Annotated in this window: 11 protein-coding genes; 7 read left to right on the top strand and 4 right to left on the bottom strand. The window is 52.4% G+C overall.

Annotation, left to right across the window (positions count from 1 at the left end; all coding sequences use genetic code 11):
* Nucleotides 1–78: 78 nt before the first annotated feature.
* Both yaaA and EHN07_RS02000 read right to left on the bottom strand, forming a co-directional pair.
* Complete coding sequence (gene yaaA / locus EHN07_RS01995; RefSeq protein ID WP_124022550.1) at nt 79–852, bottom strand: peroxide stress protein YaaA; 774 nt, start codon at nt 850–852, stop codon at nt 79–81.
* Nucleotides 853–921: 69 nt separating this feature from the next.
* Nucleotides 922–2,367, bottom strand: a complete 1,446-nt coding sequence (locus EHN07_RS02000) for an alanine/glycine:cation symporter family protein (RefSeq protein WP_124022551.1) — start codon at nt 2,365–2,367, stop codon at nt 922–924.
* 216 nt (nt 2,368–2,583) lie between these two features.
* Between EHN07_RS02000 and tal the strand changes: the two genes are divergently transcribed.
* Together tal and mog are read left to right on the top strand one after the other, a co-directional pair.
* The gene (tal, locus tag EHN07_RS02005) at nt 2,584–3,537 is read left to right on the top strand and encodes a transaldolase (protein WP_124022552.1); all 954 of its coding nucleotides are present in this window, start codon (nt 2,584–2,586) and stop codon (nt 3,535–3,537) included.
* 108 nt (nt 3,538–3,645) lie between these two features.
* On the top strand, nt 3,646–4,233 hold the full coding sequence (gene mog, locus EHN07_RS02010; RefSeq protein WP_124022553.1) for a molybdopterin adenylyltransferase: 588 nt from the start codon (nt 3,646–3,648) through the stop codon (nt 4,231–4,233).
* 97 nt (nt 4,234–4,330) lie between these two features.
* Here mog and satP read toward each other — a convergent pair whose 3' ends face one another.
* On the bottom strand, nt 4,331–4,900 hold the full coding sequence (gene satP / locus EHN07_RS02015) for an acetate uptake transporter (protein ID WP_124022554.1): 570 nt from the start codon (nt 4,898–4,900) through the stop codon (nt 4,331–4,333).
* Between the two features lie 296 nt (nt 4,901–5,196).
* On the opposite strand from satP, the gene dnaK reads away from it, so the two are divergent.
* The 4 genes from dnaK to nhaR all read left to right on the top strand — a co-directional run bounded on the left by dnaK (nt 5,197) and on the right by nhaR (nt 10,702).
* Nucleotides 5,197–7,116, top strand: a complete 1,920-nt coding sequence (dnaK, locus tag EHN07_RS02020; protein WP_124022555.1) for a molecular chaperone DnaK — start codon at nt 5,197–5,199, stop codon at nt 7,114–7,116.
* An 86-nt stretch (nt 7,117–7,202) separates the two neighbouring features.
* Nucleotides 7,203–8,342 carry a molecular chaperone DnaJ gene (gene dnaJ, locus EHN07_RS02025; protein WP_124022556.1) on the top strand — a complete coding sequence of 380 codons (1,140 nt, stop codon included), beginning with the start codon at nt 7,203–7,205 and terminating at the stop codon, nt 8,340–8,342.
* 222 nt (nt 8,343–8,564) lie between these two features.
* On the top strand, nt 8,565–9,743 hold the full coding sequence (nhaA, locus tag EHN07_RS02030) for a Na+/H+ antiporter NhaA (RefSeq protein WP_124022557.1): 1,179 nt from the start codon (nt 8,565–8,567) through the stop codon (nt 9,741–9,743).
* A gap of 65 nt (nt 9,744–9,808) precedes the next feature.
* Nucleotides 9,809–10,702: a transcriptional activator NhaR gene (gene nhaR, locus EHN07_RS02035; protein ID WP_124022558.1), complete on the top strand. Its 894-nt coding sequence runs from the start codon at nt 9,809–9,811 to the stop codon at nt 10,700–10,702.
* A gap of 74 nt (nt 10,703–10,776) precedes the next feature.
* Here the strand turns inward: nhaR and rpsT are convergent, their stop codons facing one another.
* On the bottom strand, nt 10,777–11,040 hold the full coding sequence (gene rpsT, locus EHN07_RS02040) for a 30S ribosomal protein S20 (protein WP_034459390.1): 264 nt from the start codon (nt 11,038–11,040) through the stop codon (nt 10,777–10,779).
* 326 nt (nt 11,041–11,366) lie between these two features.
* Here rpsT and ribF point away from each other — a divergent pair, with 326 nt between their 5' ends.
* Complete coding sequence (gene ribF / locus EHN07_RS02045; protein WP_124022559.1) at nt 11,367–12,299, top strand: bifunctional riboflavin kinase/FAD synthetase; 933 nt, start codon at nt 11,367–11,369, stop codon at nt 12,297–12,299.
* Nucleotides 12,300–12,318 lie beyond the last annotated feature (19 nt).

Raw genomic sequence — 12,318 nt, forward strand, 5'->3', positions numbered from 1 at the left:
TATTGATGGCCTATGTTCGTCTTACGAAACACATGGGTTTGTCATCAGTCTGACGCCAGCACTGCGCTGGCGTTTTGCTTACTGCTCGTGGCGTTTGAACACCAGTTCATGTTTCCCGGAAGCGGCTTCATCAAAGAAGTAGCCGTCGGTGTTAAAAGCGGTGAGTTGTTCAGGCCTGGTGAGGCGGTTTTCAATGATGTAACGGCTCATCAAGCCACGCGCTTTCTTAGCGTAGAAGCTGATAACTTTAAACTTGCCGTTCTTCTCATCCAGGAATACTGGCTTGATGATTTCCGCATTGAGCTTCTTCGCTTTGACCGCTTTGTAATACTCATCAGAAGCCAGGTTAATCACCACATTGTCACCCTGCGCCGCCAGCGCCTGGTTGAGTTTTTCGGTGATGGTATCCCCCCAGAACTGATACAGATTTTCTCCCTTCGGGTTCTCAAGCTTAATGCCCATTTCCAGACGATACGGCTGCATCAAATCCAGCGGGCGCAGTACGCCATATAAGCCAGAAAGCATTCGTAAATGCTGCTGTGCGAAATCGAAATCTGCCGCGCTGAACTCTTCAGCCTGTAAGCCGGTATACACATCACCTTTAAACGCCAGAATGGCCTGACGGGCATTTTGTGGGGTGAAATCCGGCTGCCATTCGTGAAAACGGGTTTCGTTGAGCGAAGCCAGTTTGTCGCTGATATGCATCAGGGATGCAATTTGCGGGGCGCTAAGTTTGCGCGCCACGGCAATCAGCTGGCTGGAATAGTCCAGCAGTTCGGGTTGCGTATAGCGATCGGTGGCTAGAGCGCTTTGATAATCCAGGGTTTTTGCAGGTGAAATAATAATTAACATGGTGGTTCCTGGCTGTATTATTTTGGCAATAGTAACCGGTTTTCTGACAGCATTAGCCGATGATTGCGATTAGCGTCTGGTTTCAGGAGGCTCTTGATTATCCCAGATCCCGGGTGCCAGCTGGTGTTTGATGTCGGGAAAACGGTTCGGATCAAAAACCGGGATCTTGCCCAGCTTCAGCTGCCGCAGATAATCCGCACTCAAATCGCGTGCGACAGGTGAGAGCAGCAGAATCGCCGTGATATTAGTGGCCGCCATAAACGCCATCGCTGCATCCGCCATCTGCCAGACTAACGGCAGCGGCGACAGGGTGCCAAACATCACCATCACCAGCGCCAGGCAACGGAACAGCACCGTAGCAAAAGGACTTTTCTGTTGTAAAAACATCAGATTGTTTTCAGCGTAAGCATAATTGGCGACAATTGACGTGAAGGCAAACAGCATCACAACTAGCGCGACAAAGCCGGTTCCCCACGATCCCACCATGCTGCTAAACGCCTGCTGTACCAGGGCGATGCCCTTCATCTCCGGGTCGGCAGTATCAAGAATGCCCGAAAAGAGAATAATTCCGGCGGTTGCCGAACAGATGATGACGGTATCAAGCAATACGCCAAACATTTGCACCAACCCCTGTGACGCGGGATGCGGCGGCCATGTTGCTGCGGCCGCTGCGGCATTAGGTGAAGAGCCAAGGCCTGCTTCGTTAGAAAACATTCCGCGCTGAAAACCGGTGGTGATTGCCTGGCTGATGGTGAATCCCAGCGCTCCCGACGCGGCCTCCTGCCAGCCGAATGCGCTGCTGAACACCAGGGAAACCACTTCGGGTAAACGTTCGATATTTAACGCCATAACAATCAGGCTCATCACTACCCAGATAAACGCCATCGCTGGCAACAGCCATTGGGCGAGGCGGGCTGTGCCGCGCATACCGCCCCAAATCACGCCTGCGGTTAAGACGACGAGCGCTATGCCAACCCAGGTTTTGGGAATGCCGAAAGCGTTGTTCACGGCGTTCGCAATGGAGTTCGCCTGCACGGCATTAAAAATTAAACCGAAAGCGATCATCAGGAAAATGGAGAACATTACGCCCATCCAGCGCATTCCCAGCCCACGTTCCATATACCACGCCGGGCCACCGCGATAGTTGCCTTCGCTGTCGCGCGTTTTATAAAGCTGGGCGAGGGAGCATTCGACGAAAGAGGTCGCCATGCCTAGCATGGCAACCACCCACATCCAGAAAATGGCGCCAGGACCTCCGAGCGTCAGAGCGATGGCCACGCCCGACAGGTTACCGCTGCCTACGCGCGCCGCAAGGCTGGTGCAGAGTGCCTGAAATGAGGAAATTCCGGAAGGATCCTGGTTTTTATTCGCCAGCAGGATGCTGCGGATCTGCGTCAGATAGCGGAACTGGACGAAGCCACATCGCCAGGTAAACCACAGACCGGCCCCGACTAATAAATAAATAAGGATGGAACCCCAAAGTATCTCATTGATAAACAGAAAAAAATCTGTCATTAACATCCCTCGTCTGCATGCGTTATGGGCACGGCTAATGCGCGGTGGTTGCGCAGGCTCCTTTAGATTGCAGGCAAATAATACACGGTATTTATCCGTTTCGCGTTCAGTTCCTGCCGATGTATTGCTGCGGTTGCGCCTGAATTACGTCGTGATATCATCAAGCCAGACCGGTTACATCCCCCTAACAAGTTACACCTAACGAGAAACACTATCATGACGGATAAATTGACCTCCCTGCGTCAGCTAACCACAGTTGTGGCGGACACCGGGGATATTGCGGCAATGAAGCTGTATCAACCGCAAGATGCTACCACTAACCCTTCTCTGATTCTCAACGCCGCGCAAATTCCTGAATACCGTAAGCTGATTGATGATGCGGTTGCCTGGGCGCGTGAGCAAAGCAGCGATCGCGCACAGCAAGTTGTGGACGCCACTGACAAGCTGGCGGTGAATATTGGTCTGGAAATCCTGAAACTGATCCCGGGCCGTATTTCTACTGAAGTTGACGCGCGTCTGTCTTACGACACGGCTGCCAGCATCGCTAAAGCAAAACGTCTGATCAAAATGTATAACGATGCGGGTATCAGCAACGACCGTATCCTGATCAAACTGGCTTCTACCTGGCAGGGTATCCGCGCTGCGGAACAGCTGGAAAAAGAAGGCATCAACTGTAACCTGACGCTGCTGTTCTCCTTCGCTCAGGCCCGTGCCTGCGCTGAAGCGGGCGTGTTCCTGATTTCGCCATTCGTGGGCCGTATCCTCGACTGGTACAAATCGAACACCGATAAGAAAGAGTACGCCGCGCATGAAGATCCAGGCGTGGTGTCCGTGTCTGAAATCTACCAGTACTACAAACAGCACGGCTACGAGACCGTGGTGATGGGCGCAAGCTTCCGTAACCTGGGCGAGATCATCGAACTGGCCGGCTGTGACCGCCTGACTATCGCCCCTGCGCTGCTCAAAGAGCTGGCGGAAAGCGAAGGTGCCGTTGAGCGTAAACTCTCTTACACCGGCGAAGTGAAAGCCCGTCCGGAGCGTATGACCGAGTCCGAGTTCCTGTGGAGCCACAACCAGGACCCAATGGCCGTTGATAAACTGGCTGATGGCATCCGTAAGTTTGCTATCGACCAGGAAAAACTGGAAAAAATGATCGGCGACCTGCTGTAATCCGTGGCGTGACCGGACCATTCCGGTCACGCTTTTTAGCGTTTCACCCTGTCTGCAACGCCTTTCGCCGTGTATCATTCCGTTAAGTTTTGACTCTCCGGAAATGATATGAATACTTTACGCATTGGCTTAGTCTCCATCTCTGACCGCGCTTCAAGCGGTGTCTATCAGGATAAAGGCATTCCGGCGCTGGTTGACTGGCTGGAACGAACCCTGACCACGCCATTCCAGATTGAAACTCGCTTAATCCCTGATGAACAGCCGCTGATTGAACAGGCGCTGTGTGAACTAGTGGATGAGATGGCGTGTCATCTGGTGTTGACCACGGGCGGAACAGGGCCGGCACGTCGTGATGTCACGCCTGACGCAACGCTTGCGATTGCCGATCGTGTGATGCCGGGATTTGGCGAACAGATGCGCCAGATAAGCCTGCACTTTGTGCCGACGGCAATCCTGTCACGCCAGGTGGGCGTGATTCGCAAGCAGGCGCTAATCCTGAATTTGCCGGGACAGCCGAAATCCATTCAGGAAACGCTGGAAGGCGTGAAAGAGGCGGACGGTAAAGTTGTGATGCCGGGTATCTTCGCCAGCGTACCGTACTGTATACAGTTGCTTGATGGGCCTTATGTCGAAACTAATCGCGCGGTAGTAGCAGCTTTTCGCCCAAAGAGCGCAGTTCGCGAAGTAAGCTCCTGAAAATGCAGGGCTTGGGTGGTTGAAAGGCCGCGGCAACATTCATAAAAAAAACGCGGAGCCAGGCTCCGCGTTTTTCTTTCTACAGTGCCAGCAGGAATTAGTGTTTTTCACCAATCGGTAGCACGGTACGGCCAAACTGCTCGTTGAGCACTTCGCCCATTGCCAGGTAAATGGCGCTTGCGCCACAAACCAGGCCAATCCAACCCGCAACGCGAACGATGCTTTCGTTGTCAATCAGGTGGCCAATCGCCAGCAGAGCAAACAGCACGGTCAGGCTGGCAAACACGAACTGCAGCATGCGCGGCGAGGAAGCCAAAGTACCGAAGAACATGAACAGCGTGAAGATGCCCCACAGGCCGAGGTATGCGCCGAGGAAGTGGGCGTTTGCAGCGTCCGCAAGACCCATCTTAGGCATCAGCAGAATGGCAACCAGAGTCAGCCAGAATGAGCCATAAGAAGTGAATGCCGTCAGGCCGAAAGTATTACCTTTCTTATATTCCAACAGGCCGGCAAAAATTTGTGCGATACCACCGTAGAAAATGCCCATTGCAAGGATGTTGACATCAAAAGGGAAGATGCCGGTGTTATGCAGGTTGAGCAGAATGGTGGTCATGCCGAAGCCCATCAAGCCCAGGGGAGCTGGATTAGCCAACTTAGTGTTGCCCATAGATCCTCTAAAATTCGTCTGAAAATGAATAGTTGTCGTCGCCACACCGCTGCGAAAGGGCAGCGGGGCGCGGCATCATAATCAGGTGAGGGGTTCGAGTCCATGATCTAAACAGGTGTGAAGATGAAAATTTTTTTTGCTTTGCCCCTTGATGGCGAGCCGAGTGACCCCATCTTGTATGCAACCGCAGTTGTGGGGCCTGTAAAAAATCGTGTTTGGGCAGTTGAAAGACTCTTGTTTGCCCGCATAACAGGTTCACGACCATATGACGACAAATTTTAAGTGGAGACGTTTAGATGGGTAAAATTATTGGCATCGACTTGGGTACTACCAACTCTTGTGTAGCGATTATGGATGGGACTACCGCTCGCGTGCTGGAAAACGCAGAGGGCGACCGCACCACTCCTTCTATCATTGCCTATACGCAAGATGGTGAGATTCTGGTTGGTCAGCCGGCTAAACGTCAGGCAGTGACTAACCCGCAGAACACCCTGTTCGCGATCAAACGCCTGATTGGCCGCCGCTTCCAGGATGAAGAAGTGCAGCGTGATGAAGCCATCATGCCGTACAAAATTATTGGCGCCGATAACGGCGATGCATGGATCGATGTGAAGGGCCAGAAAATGGCACCTCCGCAGATCTCTGCTGAAGTATTGAAGAAAATGAAGAAAACCGCTGAAGATTACCTGGGCGAGCCGGTAACTGAAGCTGTTATCACCGTTCCTGCCTACTTCAACGATGCGCAGCGTCAGGCAACGAAAGATGCTGGCCGTATCGCAGGGCTGGAAGTAAAACGTATCATCAACGAACCAACCGCGGCGGCACTGGCCTACGGTCTGGATAAAGAAGTAGGCAACCGCACTATCGCGGTCTACGACCTGGGTGGTGGTACTTTCGATATTTCCATCATTGAAATTGACGAAGTGGATGGCGAGAAAACCTTTGAAGTTCTGGCAACCAACGGTGATACCCACCTCGGTGGTGAAGACTTCGACAGCCGTCTGATCAACTACTTAGTGGAAGAGTTCAAGAAAGATCAGGGTATCGATCTGCGTAACGATCCGCTGGCGATGCAGCGTCTGAAAGAAGCGGCTGAAAAAGCGAAAATTGAGCTGTCTTCTGCTCAACAGACCGATGTGAATCTGCCGTACATCACTGCAGATGCCACCGGTCCAAAACACATGAACATCAAAGTGACTCGTGCAAAACTGGAATCCCTGGTCGAAGACCTGGTAAACCGTTCTATCGAGCCGCTGAAAGTTGCTCTGCAGGATGCTGGCCTGTCTGTTTCCGATATCCAGGACGTTATCCTGGTCGGTGGTCAGACTCGTATGCCAATGGTGCAGAAGAAAGTAACTGAGTTCTTTGGTAAAGAGCCACGTAAAGACGTTAACCCGGATGAAGCAGTAGCAATCGGTGCTGCGGTTCAGGGTGGTGTGCTTGCTGGTGACGTGACTGACGTACTGCTGCTGGACGTTACCCCACTGTCTTTGGGTATCGAAACCATGGGCGGTGTGATGACTTCACTGATCAACAAAAACACCACTATCCCGACTAAGCACAGCCAGGTGTTCTCCACAGCTGAAGATAACCAGTCTGCGGTGACCATCCATGTGATTCAGGGCGAGCGTAAACGTGCGGCCGATAACAAATCTCTGGGTCAGTTCAACCTGGATGGTATCAGCCCGGCACCGCGTGGTATGCCACAGATCGAAGTCACTTTCGATATCGATGCGGATGGTATCCTGCACGTTTCCGCGAAAGACAAAAACAGCGGTAAAGAACAGAAGATCACCATCAAGGCTTCTTCTGGTCTGAATGAAGAAGAGATCCAGAAAATGGTGCGCGATGCGGAAGCTAACGCTGAAGCTGACCGTAAGTTTGAAGAGCTGGTTCAGACTCGTAACCAGGGCGACCATTTGCTGCACAGCACTCGCAAGCAGGTTGAAGAAGCAGGCGACAAGCTGCCAGCTGACGACAAAACTGCCATTGAGTCTGCACTGAGCGCGCTGGAAACTTCTCTGAAAGGCGAAGACAAAGCCGACATTGAAGCGAAAATACAGGCGCTGGCGGAAGTTTCCCAGAAACTGATGGAGCTGGCTCAGGCACAACACGCCGAGCAGCAAGCAGGTAACGCTACTGACGCTGGTAACTCTGCAAGTAAAGACGACGATGTTGTTGATGCTGAGTTCGAAGAAGTTAAAGACAAAAAATAATCGCCCTTTGAGCGGTTGATTCACTGGCACGGGCGTCGAGGTTTTCCTCTGCGCCCGTGCACGCATGTTAGGGGCAGACAAAAAAGATGGCGAAGAGAGACTATTACGAGGTTTTAGGCGTTCCGAAAAACGCGGAAGAGCGTGAAATCAAGAAAGCCTATAAACGCCTGGCAATGAAGTTCCACCCGGACCGTAATCAGGGTGACAAAGAGTCCGAAGGCAAATTTAAAGAAATTAAAGAAGCCTACGAAATCCTTACCGACGAGCAAAAACGTGCGGCTTACGATCAGTATGGTCACGCCGCGTTTGAACAAGGCGGTATGGGTGGTGGCGGCCACGGCGGATTTGGCGGCGGCGGTGCCGACTTTGGCGATATCTTTGGCGACGTGTTCGGTGACATCTTCGGTGGTGGGCGTCGTCAACGCGCTTCCCGCGGTGCCGATTTACGCTACAACATGGACTTAACGCTGGAAGAAGCAGTACGTGGCGTGACCAAAGAGATCCGTATCCCGACGCTCGAAGAGTGTGGTGTCTGCCACGGTAGCGGTGCGAAACCGGGCTCCAGGCCACAGACTTGCCCGACTTGTCATGGACAAGGCCAGGTACAAATGCGCCAGGGCTTCTTCACGGTGCAGCAAAGCTGTCCGCACTGCCAGGGCCGCGGCACGATTATTAAAGATCCGTGCACCACCTGTCATGGACATGGCCGCGTAGAAAAAACCAAAACCCTGTCGGTGAAAATCCCGGCGGGCGTTGATACCGGCGACCGTATTCGCCTTGCAGGCGAAGGGGAAGCGGGTGAGCATGGCGCGCCGTCAGGCGATCTGTACGTTCAGGTTCAGGTTAAGCAACACCCAATCTTTGAGCGGGAAGGCAATAACCTGTATTGCGAAGTGCCGATTAACTTTGCCATGGCCGCGCTGGGGGGCGAGATTGAAGTCCCAACGCTTGATGGACGTGTGAACCTGAAAGTGCCGGGCGAAACGCAAACGGGCAAATTATTCCGCATGCGTGGGAAAGGGGTGAAATCCGTGCGTGGCGGAGCACAGGGCGACCTGTTATGCCGCGTGGTGGTGGAAACGCCGGTTAGCCTGAATGAAAAGCAGAAACAGCTGCTGCGCGATCTGGCGGAAAGTTTTGGTGGGCCAAGTGGCGAAAAGAACAGCCCGCGCTCAAAGAGCTTCTTTGACGGTGTGAAGAAATTCTTTGACGATCTGACCCGCTAAAACGGATTTCCCGATTAGCAGTAAAAAAGCCTGAATCGATTAATTTTGATTCAGGCTTTTTTTATGCGCCCGGCACACATTAATTTTTAAAGTCATTTAATTCGTTATTTCCGACTGTTAAATGCAATATAATCTACTTTTCTCGATGTGTTAGCCAGGCTATGCTTAATACATATTAAAGCCTTAAATGATTTAAGGCAGTTGGATAACTGGGATGTAACAATGACCAAAAAATTAAAATGCTTTTTCAATAATGATGCCTCCAGCGGCATCTTTTTAATCTTTGCCGCCGTACTGGCTATGGTGCTGGCCAATCTTGGCGCCACCAGTGAGATGTATCAGTCGTTCCTGAATACGCCGGTTGAGGTGCGCATCGGCTCGCTTGATATCAGCAAAAACCTGCTGCTGTGGGTCAATGATGCGTTAATGGCCATCTTCTTCCTGATGATTGGTCTTGAAGTCAAACGTGAAATGGTGAGCGGCTCGCTTGCCAGCATGCGCCAGGCGTCATTCCCGGTGATTGCTGCCCTGGGTGGCATGGTGGTGCCGGCGGCCATCTATTTACTGTTTAACTTCCAGGATCCGATTACCCGTGAAGGTTGGGCGATTCCGGCGGCAACGGATATCGCCTTCGCGCTGGGTATTCTGGCGTTACTGGGCAATCGCGTGCCTGTCGCACTGAAAGTGTTCCTGATGGCGCTGGCGATTATCGATGACCTGGGGGCGATAGTTATCATCGCTTTGTTCTATACCAGCGATCTCTCAATACTGTCGCTGATGGTTGCCGCCGGTGCTATCGCCGTGCTGGCGCTGCTGAATATCTGTAACGTTCGCCGCACCGGGTTGTATATTCTGGTCGGGGTGGTGCTGTGGACTGCGGTACTGAAATCGGGCGTACATGCAACGCTTGCCGGGGTGATCATTGGTTTCCTGATCCCGCTAAAAGAAGAAAACGGGCGCTCCCCGGCAAAAGAGCTGGAGCATGTGCTGCACCCATGGGTTGCGTTCCTGATCCTGCCACTGTTTGCCTTTGCTAACGCAGGCGTATCGTTAAGCGGCGTGACGTTTGCCGGTTTAACTTCCCTGTTGCCGATGGGGATTATGGCCGGCCTGTTTATCGGCAAGCCGCTGGGCATTAGCCTGTTCTGCTGGGCGGCCCTGAAATTTAAACTGGCAACCTTGCCTGAAGGGACAACCTGCAAAGAGATTATGGCGGTGGGTGTGCTGTGCGGTATTGGCTTTACGATGTCGATTTTCATCGCATCGCTGGCATTCGACGGTGCGGACCCGGCACTCATTACCTGGGCGAAACTGGGGATTCTGCTAGGGTCGCTGCTATCCGCAGTCGTAGGCTACTGTATGCTGAGGAGCCGATTCAGCTCGCAACTAAAACATAATTAATATTCCACTAACGGCTCCCTGGGAGCCGTTAGTAAATGGATGGTTTATCAGGGAGCGAACAACGCATGTCACACATAAATTACAACCATCTCTACTACTTCTGGCACGTTTGCAGAGAAGGCTCCGTAGTCGGAGCAGCCGAAGCGCTCTACTTAACGCCACAAACTATCACCGGGCAGATCAAAGCGCTGGAAGAGCGCCTGCAGGGTAAGCTTTTCCGCCGCCAGGGGCGTGGTTTAGTCCCTTCTGAGCTGGGCCAGCTTGTTTTCCGCTATGCAGACCGTATGTTTACCTTAAGCCAGGAAATGCTGGATATCGTCAACTACCGCAAAGAGTCCAGCCTGCTGTTTGATGTCGGTATTGCGGATGCGTTGTCAAAACGTCTGGTCAGCGGGGTGCTGGATGCGGCCGTTGTCGAAGATGAACAAATCCATCTGCGCTGTTTCGAATCGACCCATGAAATGCTGCTGGAGCAGCTGAGTCAGCATAAACTGGATATGATCATCTCCGACTGCCCGATTGACTCAACGCAGCAGGAGGGGCTGTTCTCGGTGAAAATTGGCGAATGTGGGATTAGCTTCTGGAGCCAGAACCCGGTGCCGGATTTGCCCTTCCCGGCATGCCTTGAAACCCGGCGTTTATTGATTCCCGGCCGCCGTTCGATGCTGGGGCGCAAGATCCTCAATTGGATCCACGGCCAGGGGCTGAATGTAGAAATTCTTGGCGAGTTTGACGATGCGGCGCTGATGAAAGCTTTTGGTGCGGCACATAATGCGATTTTCGTGGCGCCAACGCTGTACGGGCAGGATATCTATAACGACGAGAACATTGTAGAGATTGGGCGCATTGAGAATGTGATGGAAGAGTATCACGCGATATTTGCCGAACGTATGATTCAGCATCCGGCGGTTCAGCGCGTGTGTAACCGGGATTATTCGGCGCTGTTTAAAGAGGCCTGATTATCCGCGCGAATTTTACCAATAAAAAAACCGGCCTTGGCCGGTTTTTTTTCAAGCTGACAACAAGTTGGCGATTAAGCCAGTTTGTTGATTTGCGCTACAAGGTTAGCCTTATGACGCGCAGCTTTATTTTTGTGGATCAGACCTTTGCTAGCCTGACGATCCACGATTGGTTGCATTTCGTTAAATGCTTTCTGTGCAGCAGCTTTGTCGCCAGTTTCAATCGCTGCGTATACTTTCTTGATGAAAGTACGCATCATAGAGCGACGGCTTGCGTTGTGCTTACGAGCCTTTTCAGACTGTACAGCACGTTTCTTAGCTGATTTGATATTAGCCAAGGTCCAACTCCCAAATATGATCTATGTAGACAATTCAAAGGCCGAGGAATATGCCCTCTTAGCCTTCTTTTGTCAATGGATTTGTGCAAATAAGCGCCGTTAAATTTCCGGAGCCTGTTACGTTGTGATGGCGCGGATTCTACCAGCTTAACGGTCATGAATACAGCTTTAAGCAACAAAAATCGTCCAGCGATACCCATCAATGCGCAAACCGGGCGTCAGTACGATGAATTCCTTAATGCTTTATGCCAAAGGGGACAATCGCCGGTTAACCTTCACCGTGGTAATTGATATAATCCGCCGATTTCCACTGTCTTGAGCCAGCCATGAAGCTGATACGCGGCATACATAATTTACGCCAGAACCACCACGGGTGCGTCCTCACCATTGGTAATTTCGATGGTGTGCATCGAGGCCACAAGACCCTGCTAAAAGGGCTGTGTGCGGAAGGGCGTGCGCGCAATCTGCCGGTGATGGTCATGATCTTCGAGCCGCAGCCGCTTGAGCTGTTAGCGGGTGAAAAAGCTCCGGCGCGTCTGACCCGTTTGCGCGAAAAGCTGCGTTATCTGGCCGAGTGTGGTGTGGACTACGTGCTGTGCGTGCGATTTGACCGTCGCTTTGCCGCCTTCACGGCGCAAAACTTCGTCAGCGATCTGCTGGTCGGCCGCCTGGGGGTAAAATTTCTCGCGGTGGGTGATGATTTCCGCTTTGGCGCTGGTCGCCAGGGGGATTTCTTGTTATTACAGAAGGCCGGGCAGGAATACGGCTTTGACGTCACCAGTACGCAAACTTTCTGCGAAGGCGGCGTGCGCATTAGCAGTACGGCAGTGCGCCAGGCCCTGGCTGAGGATGACTTAGCGCTGGCTGAAAGTTTACTGGGCCATCCGTTTATCATCTCCGGGCGGGTTGTCCACGGTGATGAACTGGGAAGAACCCTTGGTTTCCCAACGGCGAACCTACCGCTGCGTCGCCAGGTGTCCCCGGTAAAAGGGGTGTTTGCGGTAGAAGTCGCAGTCCCAGGCGCTAAACGGCTGCCGGGCGTGGCTAACATTGGCACGCGCCCTACGGTGGCGGGCCTGCGCCAACAGCTGGAAGTCCATTTGCTGGATGTTGCAATGGATTTATACGGGCAGCATATTGATGTGGTGCTGCGTAAAAAAATACGTAATGAACAACGGTTTGCTTCGCTTGATGAACTGAAAGCGCAAATCGCCAAAGATGTGGTAACCGCCCGCGAATTTTTTGGGTCTAATACCTGAGCTGGCTTTCCTCAAAAAC

Source organism: Buttiauxella warmboldiae (assembly GCF_003818135.1).
In the GTDB taxonomy this organism is placed as follows: Bacteria; Pseudomonadota; Gammaproteobacteria; order Enterobacterales; family Enterobacteriaceae; genus Buttiauxella; species Buttiauxella warmboldiae.